General features: G+C 71.5%; 15 protein-coding genes and 1 tRNA gene. 7 read left to right on the forward strand and 9 right to left on the reverse strand.

The genetic code is table 11. The features are described 5' to 3' along the window. Positions 1 to 3: 3 nt before the first annotated feature. The 6 genes from ACFVQ0_RS19420 to ACFVQ0_RS19445 form a co-directional block, all read right to left on the reverse strand. A complete protein-coding gene (locus tag ACFVQ0_RS19420) occupies positions 4 to 474 on the reverse strand; it encodes a hypothetical protein (protein ID WP_390089541.1) in 471 nt (156 codons plus the stop codon). Positions 475 to 583: 109 nt separating this feature from the next. Then, complete coding sequence (gene pth, locus ACFVQ0_RS19425) at positions 584 to 1,177, reverse strand: aminoacyl-tRNA hydrolase (protein WP_390089543.1); 594 nt, start codon at positions 1,175 to 1,177, stop codon at positions 584 to 586. A gap of 104 nt (positions 1,178 to 1,281) precedes the next feature. Beyond that, entirely contained in the window at positions 1,282 to 1,869 is a 588-nt protein-coding gene (locus tag ACFVQ0_RS19430; protein ID WP_390089545.1) for a 50S ribosomal protein L25/general stress protein Ctc, read from the reverse strand. A gap of 212 nt (positions 1,870 to 2,081) precedes the next feature. Continuing rightward, complete coding sequence (locus tag ACFVQ0_RS19435) at positions 2,082 to 3,056, reverse strand: ribose-phosphate diphosphokinase (protein WP_024490433.1); 975 nt, start codon at positions 3,054 to 3,056, stop codon at positions 2,082 to 2,084. 120 nt (positions 3,057 to 3,176) lie between these two features. Continuing rightward, positions 3,177 to 4,625 (reverse strand): bifunctional UDP-N-acetylglucosamine diphosphorylase/glucosamine-1-phosphate N-acetyltransferase GlmU, encoded by a 1,449-nt coding sequence (gene glmU / locus ACFVQ0_RS19440; protein ID WP_390089547.1) that lies wholly within the window; start codon positions 4,623 to 4,625, stop codon positions 3,177 to 3,179. Positions 4,626 to 4,733: 108 nt separating this feature from the next. After that, a tRNA-Gln gene (locus tag ACFVQ0_RS19445) sits at positions 4,734 to 4,805 on the reverse strand. 192 nt (positions 4,806 to 4,997) lie between these two features. On the opposite strand from ACFVQ0_RS19445, the gene ACFVQ0_RS19450 reads away from it, so the two are divergent. Then, entirely contained in the window at positions 4,998 to 6,305 is a 1,308-nt protein-coding gene (locus ACFVQ0_RS19450; RefSeq protein WP_390089549.1) for a sensor histidine kinase, read from the forward strand. Positions 6,306 to 6,328: 23 nt separating this feature from the next. Here the strand turns inward: ACFVQ0_RS19450 and ACFVQ0_RS19455 are convergent, their stop codons facing one another. Together ACFVQ0_RS19455 and ACFVQ0_RS19460 are read right to left on the reverse strand one after the other, a co-directional pair. Further along, positions 6,329 to 6,862, reverse strand: a complete 534-nt coding sequence (locus tag ACFVQ0_RS19455) for an SUKH-3 domain-containing protein (protein WP_390089551.1) — start codon at positions 6,860 to 6,862, stop codon at positions 6,329 to 6,331. Positions 6,863 to 6,872: 10 nt separating this feature from the next. Beyond that, on the reverse strand, positions 6,873 to 7,406 hold the full coding sequence (locus ACFVQ0_RS19460; RefSeq protein ID WP_390089552.1) for a YwqJ-related putative deaminase: 534 nt from the start codon (positions 7,404 to 7,406) through the stop codon (positions 6,873 to 6,875). Between the two features lie 304 nt (positions 7,407 to 7,710). Between ACFVQ0_RS19460 and ACFVQ0_RS19465 the strand changes: the two genes are divergently transcribed. The 3 genes from ACFVQ0_RS19465 to ACFVQ0_RS19475 all read left to right on the forward strand — a co-directional run bounded on the left by ACFVQ0_RS19465 (position 7,711) and on the right by ACFVQ0_RS19475 (position 12,317). After that, on the forward strand, positions 7,711 to 8,688 hold the full coding sequence (locus ACFVQ0_RS19465) for an SMI1/KNR4 family protein (protein WP_390089554.1): 978 nt from the start codon (positions 7,711 to 7,713) through the stop codon (positions 8,686 to 8,688). A 5-nt stretch (positions 8,689 to 8,693) separates the two neighbouring features. Next, a complete protein-coding gene (locus tag ACFVQ0_RS19470) occupies positions 8,694 to 11,213 on the forward strand; it encodes an SUKH-4 family immunity protein (RefSeq protein WP_390089556.1) in 2,520 nt (839 codons plus the stop codon). Positions 11,214 to 11,423: 210 nt separating this feature from the next. Beyond that, on the forward strand, positions 11,424 to 12,317 hold the full coding sequence (locus ACFVQ0_RS19475) for a cellulose-binding protein (RefSeq protein WP_390089558.1): 894 nt from the start codon (positions 11,424 to 11,426) through the stop codon (positions 12,315 to 12,317). Positions 12,318 to 12,342: 25 nt separating this feature from the next. Here the strand turns inward: ACFVQ0_RS19475 and ACFVQ0_RS19480 are convergent, their stop codons facing one another. Next, complete coding sequence (locus ACFVQ0_RS19480) at positions 12,343 to 12,798, reverse strand: MarR family winged helix-turn-helix transcriptional regulator (RefSeq protein ID WP_390089560.1); 456 nt, start codon at positions 12,796 to 12,798, stop codon at positions 12,343 to 12,345. Between the two features lie 247 nt (positions 12,799 to 13,045). Here ACFVQ0_RS19480 and ACFVQ0_RS19485 point away from each other — a divergent pair, with 247 nt between their 5' ends. From ACFVQ0_RS19485 to ACFVQ0_RS19495, 3 genes are all read left to right on the forward strand, one after another. Continuing rightward, positions 13,046 to 14,500, forward strand: coding sequence for an MFS transporter (locus tag ACFVQ0_RS19485; RefSeq protein ID WP_390089562.1), 1,455 nt, complete (start codon positions 13,046 to 13,048; stop codon positions 14,498 to 14,500). Between the two features lie 419 nt (positions 14,501 to 14,919). Beyond that, entirely contained in the window at positions 14,920 to 15,708 is a 789-nt protein-coding gene (locus ACFVQ0_RS19490) for an ABC transporter ATP-binding protein (protein WP_390089564.1), read from the forward strand. Continuing rightward, positions 15,705 to 18,284, forward strand: coding sequence for an ABC transporter permease (locus ACFVQ0_RS19495; protein WP_390089566.1), 2,580 nt, complete (start codon positions 15,705 to 15,707; stop codon positions 18,282 to 18,284). Before ACFVQ0_RS19490 ends, ACFVQ0_RS19495 begins: the two co-directional genes overlap by 4 nt. Positions 18,285 to 18,389 lie beyond the last annotated feature (105 nt).

The raw sequence follows: 18,389 nt of genomic DNA on the forward strand, positions 1-18,389 counted from the left end.
CCGTCACAGGGCGAAGAACGTCGCCACCAGCAGGACCGCACCCGCGATCCCGGCACCCCACGCGATCCGGGGCAGCCGCATCCCACCACCGATCACCAGCGCCGCGAGCACCAGCGCACCGCCCAGCGGCACCCACGCGTGCAGGAAACCCGGCGTCCCCGTCCGCACCACCTCGAACGTGCCCGGCTTCACGACGACCGGGAAACGGTCCCCCTTCTTCGCCGCCACGGACTTGTCCACCGACACCCGGGACCGCCCGGAACCCCCGTCCGTGGGCACGTACGGCCCGGTACACACCTCGCTGCCGCACCCGGTGACCGTCATCGTGCCGTGCTCACGCCCCTTGGCCAGCACGATGTGCTGCGCCGAGTCCCACGACGCCAGCACCCCCGCCACCAGCAACAGCAGGACGACGCAGCCGAGAGCCGCGGTGCGGCCGTGGTGCAGGGCACGTTGGGAGGAGCTGCGCTTCATGGGGGCCGATCCTTGGCCAGCGCCCCACGCCCGGTCAAGCCGTGGCTGAAAACAGCCCGGTTACCGGCAGGTATGTCGGAATTCGCCGCAGGTCGTTCGCGGCCGGGGCTCAGGAGTTGTACGCGCTCTGCGCGCGCTCCAGACCCTCCGCCAGCAGGCACTCCACCGAATCCGCCGCCCGGTCCACCAGGAAACCCAGCTCCTTGCGCTCCGTGGACGAGAAGTCCTTCAGGACGAAATCGGCAACCTGCATCCGGCCGGGCGGACGCCCGATCCCGAACCGGATCCGGTGATAGTCGGGCCCCATCGACTTCGTCATCGACTTCAGCCCGTTGTGACCGTTGTCGCCGCCGCCCAGCTTCAGCCGCAGCGACCCGTAATCGATGTCCAGTTCGTCATGGATGGCCACCACATGGTCGAGCGGCACCTTGTAGAAGTCGCGCAGCGCCGTCACCGGACCACCGGACAGGTTCATGTACGACATCGGCTTCGCCAGCACCACCCGGCGGCTCGACGGCCCCGGCGGACCCATCCGGCCCTCCAGCACCTGCGCCTGGGCCTTCGACGCCCGCTTGAACTTCCCGCCGATCCGCTCCGCGAGCAGATCGGCCACCATGAAGCCCACGTTGTGCCGGTTCGCCGCGTACTCGGGACCGGGATTGCCCAGGCCCACGATCAGCCAGGGGTCGGTGGCGTCGGACATCGCGCTGGGTCTCCTCGGGTACGGCGGGTGGCGGACAGAAAGACGGGGCGGCGGTCCTCCTCACGGAGATCCGCCGCCCCTCAGTCAAGCAGGTGGGACGAGGCTCAGGCCTCGGCGCCCTCGGCCTCGGCGGCGTCCGCGGACGGCTCCTCGGCCTGGGCGGAGACGACCTGGAGCACGACAGCGTCCTCGTCGCCGGCCAGCACGGAGCCCTTGGGCAGCGGGATGTCCTTGGCGAGGATGGAGGCACCGGCGTCCAGGCCCGCGATGGAGACCGTGACGGACTCGGGGATGTGGGTGGCCTCGGCCTCGACGAGCAGGGTGTTCTGCACGTACTCCAGCAGGTTGCTGCCCGGGGCCAGCTCGCCCTCGACGTGCACCGCGACCTCGACCTCGACCTTCTCGCCGCGCTTCACGGTCAGCAGGTCGACGTGCTCGATGTTGCCCTTGAGGGCGTTGCGCTGCACGGCCTTCGGGATGACCAGCGCGTCCTTGCCGTCGATCTCAAGACCGATCAGCACGTTGGCGGTACGGAGCGCGAGCTGCAGCTCGTGGGCCGGCAGCGTGATGTGGACGGCGTCGGCGCCGTGGCCGTAGATGACGGCGGGGACGAGGTTGGCGCGACGGGTGCGGCGGGCGGCGCCCTTGCCGAACTCGGAACGGACCTCGGCGTTGAGCTTGATCTCGGCCATGACTGCACTCCTCGTAAGGTGACAAAACTGCGGAAGGTCACCCGGCCCACGACAGGCCTGCTACGAAGAGCGCGTCGATAACGGACCGCCGTACCTATGAGTACGGCCTCCCTCGCCGAGCAACTCGCTGAGTCTACCCGGCGGGGAGGCCGCACCCCAAAGTGGATCTTCTGTGACGCTTTTCCCTGCGGCAATTCCCCGCAGGGAACCGCCTACTGCTCCTCGAAGAGGCTCGTCACCGAACCGTCCTCGAAGACTTCGCGCACCGCGCGGGCGATCGTCGGCGCGATCGAGAGCACCGTGATCTTGTCGAGCTCCAGCTCACCCGGCGTCGGCAGGGTGTCGGTGAACACGAACTCGCTCACCTTGGAGTTCTTCAGCCGGTCCGCCGCAGGACCGGAGAGCACACCGTGGGTCGCCGTCACTATGACGTCCTCCGCACCGTGCGCGAACAGCGCGTCCGCGGCGGCGCAGATCGTGCCGCCCGTGTCGATCATGTCGTCGACCAGGACACAGACCCGGCCCTCGACGTTGCCCACGACCTCGTGGACGCTGACCTGGTTCGGCACGTCCTTGTCGCGGCGCTTGTGCACGATCGCCAGCGGGGCGTCCAGCCGGTCGCACCAGCGGTCCGCGACCCGGACCCGGCCCGCGTCCGGCGAGACGATCGTCAGCTTCGAGCGGTCGACCTTCGCACCGACGTAGTCGGCCAGGATCGGCAGCGCGAAGAGGTGGTCGACCGGACCGTCGAAGAAGCCCTGGATCTGGTCGGTGTGCAGGTCGACGGTGAGGATGCGGTCCGCACCCGCCGTCTTCATCAGGTCCGCGATCAGACGGGCCGAGATCGGCTCACGGCCGCGGTGCTTCTTGTCCTGGCGGGCGTAGCCGTAGAACGGCACGATCACCGTGATGGAGCGGGCCGACGCGCGCTTCAGCGCGTCCAGCATGATCAGCTGCTCCATGATCCACTTGTTGATCGGAGCCGTGTGGCTCTGGATCAGGAAGCAGTCGGCGCCGCGGGCGGACTCCTGGAAGCGGACGTAGATCTCACCGTTGGCGAAATCGAAGGCCTTCGTCGGCACGAGGCCCACACCCAACTGGTGCGCGACCTCCTCGGCCAGCTCGGGGTGGGCGCGGCCGGAGAAGAACATCAGTTTCTTCTCGCCGGTCGTCTTGATCCCGGTCACAGCACAGTCTCCTCAGACGTGTTCCTGGCGCTGCACGCAGATGTCCCGATGTGCAACGAGCCAGCCGAAATGGGGTGAGCATCTATCACGGTACGCCGTGCGCGACGCACCTGATTCCGGTCAGCTTTCGCCGCCGGCCTCCTCCGACGCGGCCTGAGCCGCCTGCGCGGCCGCGCTGCCCGGACGCTTCCGGGCCACCCAACCCTCGATATTCCTTTGCTGGCCACGGGCCACGGCCAGCGAACCGGACGGCACGTCCTTCGTGATGACAGACCCGGCCGCGGTGTAGACACCGTCCCCGACCGTGACAGGCGCCACAAACATATTGTCCGATCCGGTACGGCAGTGAGAGCCGATCGTCGTGTGGTGCTTGGCCACACCGTCGTAGTTCACGAACACGCTCGCGGCACCGATGTTGGTGTGGTCGCCGATCGTCGCGTCACCGACGTACGACAGGTGCGGGACCTTCGTCCCCTCGCCGATCGTGGCGTTCTTCATCTCCACGTACGTACCGGCCTTCGCCTTCGCGCCCAGCCTCGTCCCCGGCCGCAGGTACGCGTACGGGCCGACCAGGGCGCCCGCGCCCACCTGTGCCCCGTCCGCCACGGTGTTGTCCACCCGGGCGCCCGCGTGCACGACGGTGTCCGTCAGCCGCGAGTTCGGCCCCACCTCGGCGTCCTCCCCGAGATGCGTCGCCCCCAGCAGCTGCGTACCCGGGTGCACGATCGCGTCCCGCTCGTACGTCACGGTCACGTCGATCAGCGTCGACGCCGGGTCCACCACGGTCACCCCGGCCGTCATCGCCCGCTCCAGCAACCGCTGGTTCAGCAGCCGGCGGGCCTCCGCCAGCTGCACCCGGTTGTTGATGCCGAGGATCTCCCGGTGGTCGGCGGCCACGGAGGCACCGACCCGGTGCCCCGCCTCGCGCAGGATCGACAGCACATCGGTGAGGTACTCCTCGCCCTGGCTGTTGTCGGTGCGCACCTTGCCGAGCGCGTCCGTGAGCAGCTGCCCGTCGAACGCGAACACCCCGGAGTTGATCTCCCGGATGGCGCGCTGCGCCTCCGTGGCGTCCTTGTGCTCGACGATCTCGGTGACCGCGCCGGTCGCCGCGGACCGGACGATCCGCCCGTACCCGGTGGCGTCCGGGACCTCGGCGCTGAGCACGGTGACCGCGTTGGCGTCGGCGGTGTGGGTGGCGGCGAGCGCGGCGAGCGTCTCACCGGACAGCAGCGGGGTGTCGCCGCAGACCACGATGACGGTGCCCTCGACGGTCCCGCCCAGCTCGTCGAGCCCGACGCGCACCGCGTTCCCGGTGCCCTTCTGCTCGGCCTGGTAGGCGGTGCGCACCTGGGCGTCCGCGGCGGTGAGGTGAGCGGTGACCTGCTCGCTCGCGTGGCCGACGACCACGACGAGGTGCTGGGGCGCCAGCTCGCGGGAGGCCGCGACGACATGTCCGACGAGCGAGCGCCCGGAGATCTCGTGCAGAACCTTGGGGGTCTTCGACTTCATGCGGGTGCCCTCACCCGCTGCGAGTACGACGACGGCTGCCGGGCGTTCGGAGCTCACGGATTGGCCCTTCGGCTTCGGGTGGTGGACATCCGCAGGATACCGGGGGGTGTTCGACCGGGCATGAGTGCGGGCCCCGACCGCTTGGGTCGGGGCCCGGTGACTGGGCTCCCCCACCAGGACTTGAACCCGGACAAATAGCACCAAAAGCTACTGTGCTGCCAATTACACCATGGGGGATCAATGCCGACTGAACCGGACATGGGTCCGGGTCGGCCGGATCGGCACCCAACACTATGCCGTACCGAGCCCCTTCGACGCGACGCCAAAGTCCGGCGCTTTCGGGCACGCGGATTTCGTCTCCGTTCGAACGTGCGACGTGCTGTCCGGGTCACCCGAAAATGAGGTGCGCCCGCCCGTACGCTGGATGCCATGACCGCAACGGGGGCAGACCGGGAAGCGGCGGGACCGACCACCCGCGGCTACTGGTGGTGGGAACGGCGACGGAGTGTCGCACTGGATGTGGGACTGGCGCTGTTCTCGGCGCTGGAGTGTGCGCTGGAAGGGGTGGAATTCGCGGGGGACACCGGGCTGCCGGTGCCTCTGGGGGTGGTTTTCGGGTTCCTGGCGGGGGCCGTACTGCTGGTTCGCCGGCGGTGGCCGATCGCCGTGGTGCTGGTGTCCGTCGCCACGACGCCGGCCGAGATGGGCTTCCTGATGGGCCTCGTCGGCCTGTACACGCTGGCCGCGTCCGACGTGCCCCGGCGGATCACCGTGGTGCTGATGAGCATGTCGCTGGTCGGCACGTTCATCGTCACGTACGTACGGCTGCGGCAGGGGGTGTCGGCCAGTGCCGACTTCGGGCCGGGCGACTGGTACGTCCCGATGCTGTCGCTCTTCATGGCGGTGGGGCTCACCGCGCCGCCCGTGCTGTTCGGCCTCTACATAGGGGCCAGGCGCCGGCTGATGGAGAGCCTGCGGGAGCGGGCGGACTCACTGGAGCGGGAGCTGTCGCTGCTCGCGGACCGGGCGGAGGAGCGGGCCGAGTGGGCCCGTACCGAGGAGCGGACCAGGATCGCCCGCGAGATGCACGACGTGGTCGCCCACCGGGTGAGCCTGATGGTCGTGCACGCCGCGGCGCTCCAGGCCGTCGCGCCCAAGGACCCGGCGAAGGCCGTGCGCAACGCGGCGCTCGTCGGTGACATGGGGCGCCAGGCGCTGACCGAACTGCGCGAGATGCTCGGGGTGCTGCGTACCGGGGAGCCGATGGTGACGCGGGTGACGAAGGTGCCGCTCGCCTCCGTCGGCCGGGCGGCCCCGGTCCTGGCGGAGGACGGGCCCCGGCTGGACGAGGTGGAGACGCTGGTCGGGGAGTCGCGGGCGGCGGGCATGACGGTGGAGCTCTCGGTCGAGGGCGAGACGCGGCCGTACCCGCCGGAGGTCGAGCAGACCGCGTACCGGGTCGTGCAGGAGGCCCTGACGAACGTGCACAAGCACGCGGCCGGCGCGAAGACCTGGGTGCGGCTGGCGCACCGGGGCGCGGAGGTCGCCATGCAGGTGGAGAACGGCCCCTCCGACTCGGCCACGGCGGACGCCGGGCTGCCCAGCGGCGGCAACGGGCTCGTGGGCATGCGGGAGCGGGTGCTCGGCCTGGGCGGGGTCTTCGTCTCCGGGCCGACGGACGCGGGCGGCTTCCGGGTCTCCGCGGTGCTGCCGGACGCCTCCGGCCCGGCGCGCTGACTCCCGCGACGGGCCGGAAGCGCTCAGGCCGAGGTGAGGCGTTCCGGCTGGGCGCCGGTGACCAGGGTGGACAGGGCCTGGTCGATGTCGGGGCCCAGGTACCAGTCGCCGGTGTGGTCGATGCTGTAGATCCGTCCCTCGGTGTCGATCGCGAGCACCGCCTGCCCGTCCCCCTCCTCGCCCAGCGGGGCGACCTCGGTCTCCAGGGCGCGGCCCAGGTCCCCCAGGGTCCGGGCCAGGTGCAGCCCGCGCAGCGGGTCGATCCGCACGGTCGCGGGTGCGATCTGGCGGCCGGGCGCGGTGGGCGTGAGGTGGAGGCCGCCGAATTCGGCCCAGGCCTCCACGGCCGAGGGGAAGACGGCGTGCTGGTGCCCGGCCGGCGAGGCGTGCGAGCGCAGCGCGTCGGCCCACTCCTCCGCCTGCCGGATGTCCCAGCGGCCGGGCTGCCAGCCGGCCGCGCGCAGGGCTGCGTCGACGGCGACGGGGAAGCGGGTGGAGGCCTGGCGGTCGTGGTTCGCCGGGTTCGCCTGTTCGGGGAGGTCGTGTCGGTCGGCCATGGGGGCGCGGTCAGCCCTTCTCTGCGGTGGTCGCCGCTCCGGCGGTGGTGAGGTCGACGGGTCGTACGCCGAAGTGGGCGAGCATCACCGAGCAGGAGCGGCAGGGCGGTGCGTAGCTGCCGTGCAGGGGGTCGCCGTCCTCGCGGATGCGGCGTGCGGTGAGCCGGGCGTGCTTGAGCGCGCGGCGGGCCTCGCCGTTGGTGAGGGGTTTGCGCTGGGCGCGCTTGGAGCGGCCGGCCTCTGCGGCGGTGAGGTGCCGGGAGAGCAGTATCGCTTCGGGGCAGCGGCCGGTGAAGCGTTCCCGCTGGCCGCTGGTGAGGGTGTCCAGGAAGTCCTGGACGAGGTGGTGCAGTACGGGTGGCTGGTCGCCCTTGCCCGCGGTGCACGTGAGTGTGTCGCCGCGGACGGACAGCGCCGCGGCCACGGCCGGCAGGATGCCGTCGCGGCGTTGGGTGAGGCGGGGTGCGTGGCTGGTCTCTGTGCTGCTCCAGCTGAGTCGTGGGTCCCCGGATGTGACGGTGTGTGCAGAGTGTGCGGTGTGCATGGTGCGTTGTCCCTCCCGTGCCCGCAGCGGCCGCTGCCGAATGTGCACGCCCCCGTGTATGCGGGTGACAGCCTGCCAAATGTGTCGGGTCGTGTGAAAGCTGGGTCGGGAAAAGGTGTGCGCGTGTCGCCCGATGGTGGCCCGGCCGTCGCTCATCCGGCACAGCGTTGTGACGGTTCGTGACGGAAATGTTCGGGGGCCGGTGGGGCGGGACCCGTCCTTGCGGCACCGCATAGGCTGTGCCTGGACCGCCCCCATGGGCAGGTCGGTCCTCATCAGCCAGACGCAGCAGGGGGCAACCGCCATGACGACAGGTCGGCTCGGGCAGCAAGCCGCGCCACCGAACGGGGCCTACGCCGGGCAGCTCGTGCACTTCCCGGACCCGGTCCGGGCGTCCCGCCACCCCAGAGGTGTGCGCATGGACGGGAACGGGTGTCCGGAGTTCGCGCCGTACGCGCGCGCCGCCGCCGAGATCGCGGAGCCCCCGCAGGGCTTCGGTGTCGACGAACTGCGGCTCACGGACTACGTGTCGGCCAACGCGGCGCTGGCGGCCAGCGGGCACGAGCTGTGGGACACGATTCCGGCGGTCGCCACCCCGCACGGCTGGACCTGGCACCACGTGCCGGGCGGCCGGCGGATGGAGCTGGTCCCGGTCGAGGTGAAGGCCCTGCTGCGGCACCACGGTGGCCTGGCGACGACCGCGGTGGACCAGAACAAGCGGGGTACGCGTCCGCTCCAGGAGACCCGGCCCGCCCACTTCCGGCTCCCGAAGGGGGCCGTGGCGGTGAGCGAGCAGCAGGTCCAGGGCGTCGAGGAGGACCTCGGCTACCGGCTGCCGGGTGCGTACCGCACGTTCCTGAAGGCGGCGGGCGGTTCGGCCCCGGTGGGGGCGGCGCTCGACGCGGAGCTGGGGCTGCTGGTCGACCAGCCGTTCTTCACGGTGCGCGACGAGGCGGCCGTGAACGACCTGGTCTATGTGAACAAGTGTTTGCGGGACCATCTGACCAAGGACTACCTGGGGGTCGGCTTCGTCCAGGGCGGCATCCTCGCGGTGAAGGTCCGGGGCCAGGGCATCGGTTCGGTCTGGTTCTGCGCGTACGACGACGCGCGGGATCAGGACGGCTGGAGCGTCCAGGAGCGGGTGGACCGGCTGCTGTTGCCGTGCGGCGTGGACTTCGACGCCTTTCTCCAGCGTCTCGCGGGCAACCCGCCGGAGTTGGAGACGGTGGCGAACCTGATGGTGGACGGCGGCTTCGCGCGCGCCGTCCCGGTGGAGGGGTGAGCGCGATGGTGACCTTCGCACAGGCGCAGGAGCGCGCGGACGAGTGGGTCAACGGCGACGTTCCCGCGTATCAGCACCGCGAGGTGCGGGTGCGGGAGTTCGAGCTGGGATTCGTGGTGTGGGCAGAGGACCGGGCGAACGGTCCGGTCTCGGACGGCGGCCGGCAGCGGCTGGTGATCGCCAGGGACAGCGGCGAGGCCACGTTGTGGCCCGGCCTGCCGGTCGGTGAGGTGATCCGGCGGTACGAGGAGGAGTACGGCGCCGCGGAGGTGGCGCAGGCCGCTCCGGAGCCGCCGCAGCGCATCGACCTGAACCAGACGTCGTTCCTGTTGAGCCCGCCTGAGTGGCTCCAGGAGGCGGCGGACAAGCTCGGCATCCCGGACCGGCGGGCGGAGGGCGCGGGGGGCCAGGTCCCGCCGCAGGCCCCGCCCCCGGCTGCGCCCGCCGCGCCTGCCCCGCCCGCTGTTCCTGCCGCGCCCGCGCCGATTCCCTCTCCCTCTTCTCCGTCGGACGGGCGGGGTGCTTACGAGCCCACCGCCTACGAGGGTGTTCAGGCGTCCTCGCCGCAGCCCCCGGTGGGGGCCACGCCGTGGGCGGGGACCGATACCAACGCGGGCTCCGACGAGGGGGAGGTGGGGCTGCCGGCCACGGTGTTCGCCCCGCCGCTCTCGGGTGCGGACGACGAGGAGGAGCCGCCCAGGGTGGTATCGGCCGAGGCGCCGACAGCCCTGATGTCCGGGGGCAGCCAGTTGCCCCGGACGGAGCTCGTGCCCGGGCTCGACTCGCCGAACCCCGGACCCCAAGGCCCCGGTGCTGCTCCCGGTGTTCCCAGCGCCCCCGGTGTTCCCGGCGCCGCGGACATCTCGCAGGAGGCCACCAGCAAGGCGGCCGTTTCGCCGCGGGGTGCGCGTGGTGGGGGCTCGACGACTCCGCCGCCGCCCGGCGCCCCCGGTATTCCGGGCGCGCTGCCGGGTGCGCCGGTGCCGCCGCCCTCCGGACCGGGTGCGCCCGGTGCCCCGGCGGGCGGGTACATGCCGACGCAGCTCGCCCCGCAGCTGGGCCCGCCCGGTGCTCCGCAGCCTCCCGGCCCGCCCGGTGCTCCGCAGCCTCCCGGCCCGCCCGGTCCGCCCGGTGCGACGCCGCCGCCCGGCAGCGACGTGCATCAGGCGGCCACGATGTTCGCGACCCCCGCCCAGGTGGGTCCGCCCGGAGCGCCGCAGCCGCCCGGTCCGCCCGGTCCCCCCGGCCGGCCCGGTGCCCCGGGTGCGCCGCAGCCGCCCGGTCCGCCCGGTCCGCCCGGTCCGCCCGCTCCTCCCGGTCCGCCGGGGCAGCCGGGTCAGCCCGGTCCTGCCGCTCCTCCTGGTCCGCCCGGTCCTCCTGGCGCGACGCCGCCGCCCGGTGCCGGTGTGCACCATGCGGCGACGATGCTCGCGGGTCCGGCGCAGATGGGTCCGCCCGGTGGGTCGATGGGAGGTGTCCCCGGACAGCTGCCGCCGCCCGGTCACACCCCGCCGCCGGCGGCGTACGGCTATCCGCAGGCGCCCCCCGGACAGCCGACCGTCGGCCCCGGCTACCAGGCCGTGCTGCGCTACCGGGGCCCCGACGGCAGTGAGCAGCAGCTGATCCGGCGTTCCGCGCCGGGCACCCCGCACCCCGAGTGGCAGATGCTGCACGAGCTGCGGGCCATGAACGTACCGCCGCAGCAGGTCATCGAGCTGCACACGGAGCTGGAGTCCTGCGAGCTGCCGGGCGGTTACTGTGCCCGGATGATCCGGGAGACCTGGCCGCAGGTGCGGATCACCAGCGTCGCTCCGTACGGCACCGATCACGCGAGCCGGCAGCAGGGCATGCAGCATCTGCTCACCCATCAGGGCGAGCTGCACCAGGTGGCGGACGGTCCCGCGCGTCCGGCGCCGGTGCGGGCGCCGTTGCCGCAGCTGCCGCCCGCGATGCCGGTGCCGCCGGAGGCCATCGCGGAGGAGCTGCTGCAGACGTTCGGTCCGCAGGGCGTGCTCCGCTTCGACCAGCGTGCGGTGTCCCGTCAGGGGGTGCCGGAGATCGTGGCGCGGACGCTGGTCTGGGCCGGGCTGCCCGCCGACTTCGGGCCGTTCTTCTGGGCGCAGCCGGGTCAGCCGGTGGTGCCGACGCTGGCCGAGCTGGCCGCGCAGCGCCAGGTGCAGCCGGCGCCCGACGCGGGTTCGTACCTCGTGATGGGTTCGGACTTCGGCCGGGCGATCTGTGTGCAGTACGGGACGGCGAACATCGTGGCCGTGCCGGTGGAGGCGGGGCCCGGCGGGCAGTCGGTGGCGCCGCAGTTCGTGAACACCGGGCTGCCGGAGTTCACCCGGTCTCTGGCCCTGCTGGGCCGGATGTGGCGGCTGCGGTACGGGCTCAATCCGGAGCAGGCCGGCCGTTGGACGGTCGACTTCCAGGCGCAGCTGGTCGCCCTGGACCCGGCGGCGCTGGCGTCGCCGGAGAGCTGGTGGTCGGTGCTGCTGGAGCAGATGTGGGACGGCTTGATCTGATCGTCGAACATCCGTAGCACGTCAGCGGGCGTGGTGCCCCGCTCCCGGCAGAACTCCTGCTGGGAGCGGGGCACCACGCTTTTGCCGTCTGTGACGCCGGTCGCTTCCGTCCGGAAAGCATCGAAAGGATTCCGACTTCTCAGCCAATTGCCGCATCCTTGACGTATTGCTCGATGGTCGGGCCCGGAGAGTCGGAAAGAGGCGTCAAGGATGAGTTCTGCACCGGTGTCCGCGCACGGCTTCGTCGGCGTGCGCGGACGTGGCTACCGTCCGGAGCAGGTGGACCGCATGGTGGCGGGGCTGTCCGCCGAGCGGGACGAGGCTCAGGAGCGGGTGGCGCGGCTGACGGCGCTGGCGGAGACGCTGATCGCGGAGTCCGCCCGGCTGGACGAGGCCGTCGCCGCGCTGGCACCGCAGGACTACGCGTCGCTGGGGGAGCGGGCGCAGCAGATCCTGGCGCTGGCCGAGGGCGAGGCGGAGGCGTTGCGGGGGGCCGCGCAGGAGGAGTCGCAGTCCGTGCGGGACGCGGCGGACGAGGCGGCGCGGGCGGTGCGCGAGTCGGCCCGTGCGGACGCCGAGGCGATGCGGTCGGCCGCGACGGACCACGCGGAGCGGCTGGTGGCAGAGGCGGAGGGCGCGGCCGGTGAGGCGCTGGCGGCGGCCCGGCTGGAGGCGACGGCGGTGCGCGAGGAGGCCGACGCCGCGATGGAGGCGACCCGCGGCCGGACGGCGAGTGTGCTGGCGCACCAGGAGCAGGAGCACGCCGAGCGGTGGAAGGCGGCCGGGCAGGAGATCGCGGACGCGGAGGCGGCGCAGTCGGCGGAGCACACGGAGCTGACCGGCCGGGCGGACGCGTTGCTCGCCGAGGCGCGCCGGGCGCTGGCCGAGGCGGAGGAGGCCGCGCGGCACGGGCAGGAGGACGCGGAGGCGCGGGGTGCGGAGCTGATCGCGGCCGCCCGGGTGCGCGAGGAGCGGGTGGTGCGGGAGACGGAGCGGGTGCTGCGGGAGCACGAGGAGGGGCGCGAGGACGTGCAGGCGCACATGGCGCATGTGCGTAACTCGCTGGCGGCGCTCACCGGGCGGGTGACTCCGGCGGGGGACTGACGGGCCGGGCGGGGGCAGCCCGGGGTCAGGGGCGCGGCCAGGGCTGCTTGGAGAGCTGCTCGATGCCGCTGTTGAAGCGTTTGAGGTAGCCGGCGAACGCGGCGATGTCGTCGTCCGGCCAGTCGTGCATGACCTGGTCCAGGGCGCGTACGACGCGTTCGCGCTCCTGGTCGAGGAGGTCGGCGCCCTTCTCCGTGATGCGGAATTTGCGGGCCATGCCGCCGTCCGGGTCCGCGATGCGTTCGGCCAGTCCGGCACGGGTGGCCGCCGCGGTCTGGCGGTTGAGGGTGGAGGCGTCGAGGCCGAACGCCTCGCTCAGTTCGCCGTTGGACATGGGGCCCTGGATCCGGATGCGGCTCAGCAGGATGTAGGCGCTGCGGTCCATCAGGGCGTATTTGTGCCGTCCGCCCCGCTGGTGGGCGAGGTCGTGCCGCCCGAGCAGCATCTGCTCGTACTCCACTTGGTCCGTTGGCCTGGCCATATCTCTGCGGCCTCCTGCTCTGCTGTGCCGTGCCGGTGGGCTCCGGATCATGTTCTCACGAGGCATGCATCTGCCACGTAGTGTGTATGACACATTAGACGTGTACGATGCACATCGCTGTATCGGGCGGGCTGCCCGGCGAACTGCCCAGCGGGCTGTCCGGCGACCTGCCCAGCGACCTGCCCAGCGATCTGTCCGGCGGACGTCCCGGCGGACCGGACGACGACCCTTTTAGGAGTTCCTCCTCATGGATGCCCCCCAGCCGACAGCCAGAACGGGCGGTGTGGTCGCGACGCTCGCGTTCGCCGGAACCGTGGCGGCGGTCATGCAGACCCTGGTCACACCGCTCATCGCGGAGCTGCCGAAGCTCCTCAACACGTCCTCGTCCAACGCCACTTGGGTGATCACCGTCACCCTGCTGGTCTCGGCGGTGTGCGTGCCCGTCTCCGGGCGGCTGGGCGACCTGCTGGGCAAGCGCCGGATGCTGCTGGTGTGTTCGGTGCCGCTGTTCGTCGGTTCCGTGGTGTGCGCCCTCGCCTCCTCCGTCGTCCCGATGATCGTCGGACGCGGTCTGCAGGGCATGGGCATGGGCATGGTGCCGCTCGGCATCGCCCTGCTGCGTGACGTGGTGCCGAAGGAGAAGCTGAGCTCCTCCATCGCCCTGGTGAGCGCCTCCCTGGGCATCGGCGGCGCCCTTGGCCTGCCGATCGCCTCCGCGGTCGCCCAGTACGCCAGCTGGCGGGCACTGTTCTGGGGCTCCGCGGCGCTGGCCCTCGCCATCTTCGCGCTGATCTGGTTCCTGATCCCGGACGTGCCGGCCGGTGCCAAGGGGCAGCGGTTCGACGTGCCCGGCGCCCTCGGCCTCGCCGTCGGCCTGGTCTGCCTGCTCCTCGCCGTCTCCAAGGGCGCCGAGTGGGGCTGGGGCTCCACGACGACCATCGGTCTGTTCGTCGCCGCCGTCGTGGTGCTGCTGGCCTGGGGCTTCTGGGAGCTGCGCACCAGGGACCCGCTGGTCGACCTGCGCACCACGGCCCGTCCCCGGGTGCTCATCACCAACATCGCCTCGCTCTTCGTCGGCTTCGGCATGTACGCGGGCATGCTGATCGCGCCGCAGCTGCTGCAGTTCCCCGAGGCGACCGGTTACGGCCTCGGCCAGTCGATGCTCGCGGCGGGTCTGTGGATGGCTCCCGGCGGCATCATGATGATGATCGTCTCCCCGCTGGGCGGGAAGCTCACCGACGCCCGCGGGCCGAAGTTCACGCTGATCAGCGGGGTGTTGGTGATCGCGGCGGCCTACGGTCTCGGCATCCTCCTGATGGGCTCCGCCTGGGGCCTGATGCTGTTCCTGATGGTCAGCAGCAGCGGTGTCGGCCTCGCCTACGGTGCGATGCCCGCCCTGATCATGAGCGCGGTCCCGGCGTCCGAGACCGCCGCCGCCAACGGGTTCAACACCCTCATGCGCGCGCTCGGCACCTCGATCGGCGCCGCCGTGATCGGCGCCGTCCTCTCGCAGATGACGACGGAGACGGGCGGCTTCAGCCTCACCTCGGAGGCCGGGTTCCGTACCGGCCTGATGTTCGGCTGCGCCGTCGCCGTCATCGCGGCGGTGATCTCGACGTTCATCCCGGCCGTCCGCGGCTCTGCCACCGGTGAGAAGACCGACGCGACCGCCTCGCCCGAGGTGGCGCCGGCCAGGGGCTGATCACCGCCCCGCGCCACCGCGTACGAACGGACCGTCCGGCTCCCGGGCCGGCTCCGGGAGCCCCACAGGTCTCCCGGAGCCGGCCCGCTCCTCGTTGTGCCGACTGCCGCGTGCCGCATGGACCGGCCCCTGATACGCCCCTCCACCCAGGGGCCGAGACCCCTAGGGGTGGCTCCCTACTTCTGCCCAGGGACCGTTCCTCCCGGCGGAGGACGTGGCCGGTGCCGTCCTCTCCGTAGCGTGTTCCACACACCGCGATTGCGGCGGACCGCAGGGGGCGGGGTGGGGAAAACCCCACCCGAAGACTGCGCTGGGCACCAGCGCGCCGGACCCCCTCGGGCCGACAGACTTCAGAGCAGACGGCGAACACTCGGCGTAGACGGCGACTGCCCGGCGCTGACCGACATAGGAGATAAACCGTGACAACGGCTGTAACCATTCCCAGGCACGAGGGCACTGGAGGGCGTACGGCTGTTGCTGCGCGGGCGCGGCAGGTCGTCAAGGCGTACGGGGCCGGGGAGACCCGGGTCGTCGCCCTCGACCACGTCGATGTGGACATCGCACGGGGCCAGTTCACCGCGATCATGGGCCCGTCCGGTTCCGGCAAGTCGACGCTGATGCACTGCCTGGCCGGACTCGACACCGTGACATCCGGGCAGATCCACCTCGCCGAGACCGAGATCACCGGCCTCAAGGACAAGAAGCTGACCCAGCTCCGCCGTGACCGGATCGGGTTCATCTTCCAGGCGTTCAACCTCCTGCCGACGCTGAACGCGCTGGAGAACATCACGCTGCCGATGGACATCGCCGGCCGGAAGCCGGACGCCGCCTGGCTGCGGCAGGTCGTGCAGACCGTGGGCCTCTCCGAGCGGCTGAAGCACCGGCCGACCGAGCTGTCCGGCGGCCAGCAGCAGCGGGTCGCCGTGGCGCGGGCGCTCGCCGCCCAGCCGGAGATCATCTTCGGTGACGAGCCGACCGGGAACCTGGACTCGCGGGCCGGCGCCGAGGTGCTCGACTTCCTGCGCAAGTCCGTGGACGAGCTGGGCCAGACCATCGTCATGGTCACCCACGACCCGGTCGCCGCCTCCTACGCGGACCGGGTGCTGTACCTCGCGGACGGGCGCATCGTCGACGAGATGCTCAACCCGACCGCGGACCAGGTGCTGGACCGGATGAAGGACTTCGACGCGCGCGGGCGGACGTCATGACCGTCTGGAAGACCTCGATGCGCAACTTCTTCGCGCACAAGGGCCGGATGGCGCTCTCCGCCGTCGCAGTCCTGCTGTCGGTGGCGTTCGTGTGCGGCACGCTCGTCTTCACCGACACGATGAACACCACGTTCGACAAGCTCTTCGCCGCCACCTCCGCCGACGTCACCGTCAGCCCGAAGAAGGCCAAGGCCGACGACACCCCCGAGAACGGCAAGCCCGAGTCGCTGCCCGCCTCCGTCGTCGCACGGGTCGAGAAGGCCGACGGGGTGAAGACGGCCGAGGGCGCCGTCTCCAGCTCCGCGGTCACCGTCGTCGACAGCCACAACAAGAACATGGGCTCCGACACCGGAGCCCCCACGCTCGCCGGCAACTGGACGCGCAACGACCTGCGTTCCATGGAGATCACCTCCGGCCACGCCCCGCGCGGTCCGACCGAGATCATGGTCGACGCCGACACCGCGGACAAGCACCACCTGAAGATCGGTGACGAACTGCGCACCATCGCCGTCACCGGAGACGTCCGCGCGAAGATCAGCGGCATCGCCACCTTCAAGGTCACCAACCCGGGCGCGGCCATCGTCTACCTCGACACCGCCACCGCCCAGCAGAAGCTCCTCGGCAGCGCCGACGCCTTCACCCAGATCTCCGTCACCGCCGAACCGGGTGTCAGCGACGCCCAGTTGAAGAAGAACGTCGCCACCGCCCTGGACGGCTCCGCCGCGTACAAGCTCCAGACCCAGCAGGAGGCGGCGGACGCCAACAAGGACTCCATGGGCTCCTTCCTCGACGTCATGAAGTACGCGATGCTCGGCTTCGCCGGGATCGCCTTCCTCGTCGGCATCTTCCTGATCGTCAACACCTTCTCGATGCTGGTCGCCCAGCGCACCCGCGAGATCGGCCTGATGCGGGCCATCGGCTCCAGCCGCAAGCAGGTCAACCGGTCCGTCCTCCTGGAGGCGGTGCTCCTCGGCGTCGTCGGATCGATCCTCGGCGTCGCCGCCGGGGTCGGCCTCGCCGTCGGCCTGATGAAGGTCATGGGCGCGGTCGGCATGGAGCTGTCCACCCAGGACCTCACCATCGCCTGGACGACCCCGGTGACCGGGCTCGCGCTCGGCATCATCGTGACCGTCCTCGCCGCCTACATCCCGGCCCGCCGGGCCGGCAAGGTCTCCCCGATGGCCGCCCTGCGCGACGCCGGCACCCCGGCGGACGCCAAGTCCGGCTGGATCAGGGCCGGTATCGGCCTGGTCCTGACCGGCGCGGGTGCGGCGGCCCTGTGGGCGACCACCCAGGCGGACAAGTCGAGCGACGGCTCGGCCTTCCTCGGCCTGGGCGTGGTCCTCACCCTCATCGGCTTCATCGTGATCGGCCCGCTGCTCGCCGGCGTCGTCGTACGGGCGCTCAGCGTCGTCGTCCTCCGGTTCTTCGGACCGGTCGGCCGGCTGGCGGAGCGCAACGCACTGCGCAACCCGCGCCGCACCGGAGCCACCGGGGCGGCCCTGATGATCGGCCTGGCGCTGGTGGCGTGCCTCTCGGTGGTCGGCTCCTCCATGGTCGCCTCCGCCACCGACGAGCTGGACAAGTCGGTGGGCGCCGACTTCATCGTGCAATCGTCCACCGGCCAGCTGATCGTCCCGCAGGCCGCGAAGGCGCTGACGACCGCACCCGGCATCGAGCACGTCACGAACTACAAGTCCCTCGGCGCGAAGCTCACCAACCCCGACGGCTCGACGGCGGACGAGCACGTCACCGCCGCCGACCCGACGTACCCGCAGGACCTGCGGCGCGAGACCGTCGCCGGTGATCTGCCCGCGGCCTACGGCAGGAACGCGATGTCGGTCGGCGAGGACTACGCCACCGCGCACGGGATCAAGGTCGGTGACACGATCACCGTCGCGTTCAAGGCGGGCACCCCGGCGAAGCTCAAGGTCGCCGCGATCACCTCGGACGACACGAGCGTGGACCAGGGCGCGATGTACATGAACACCTCGACCGCCGAGAAGTACGTCCCCGCGGACAAGATGCCCAAGAACGTGATCATGTTCGCCAAGGCGCAGGACGGCAAGGAGAAGGAGGCCTACGCCGCGCTCAAGAGCTCGCTCGCCGAGTACCCGCAGTACAAGGTGCAGAACCAGGCCGACTTCAAGCAGGACCTGAAGGACCAGATCGGCCAGCTCCTGAACATCGTGTACGGCCTGCTCGCCCTGGCGATCATCGTCGCGGTCCTCGGGGTCGTGAACACCCTGGCCCTCTCGGTCGTCGAGCGGACCCGCGAGATCGGCCTGATGCGCGCCATCGGCCTCTCCCGCCGCCAGCTGCGCCGCATGATCAGGCTGGAGTCCGTGGTCATCGCCCTGTTCGGCGCCCTGCTCGGCCTCGGCCTCGGGATGGGCTGGGGCACCTCGGCCCAGAAGCTGCTGGCCCTGGAGGGCCTCGGCGTCCTGGAGATCCCCTGGCCGACCATCATCACGGTGTTCGTCGCCTCGGCCTTCGTCGGACTGTTCGCCGCCCTGGTCCCCGCGTTCCGGGCCGGTCGGATGAACGTCCTGAACGCCATCGCCACGGACGGGTGAGACAGCGCTCACCGTAGACTGAGAACCTCCGGCCCCGGGACGTCCCTCCAGACGCCCCGGGGCCGGATTCGTTCCCGCGGAAACCCGGAGGGGGCTGCACGAAGC

Source organism: Streptomyces sp. NPDC057900 (assembly GCF_042887885.1).
GTDB lineage: Bacteria > Actinomycetota > Actinomycetes > Streptomycetales > Streptomycetaceae > Streptomyces.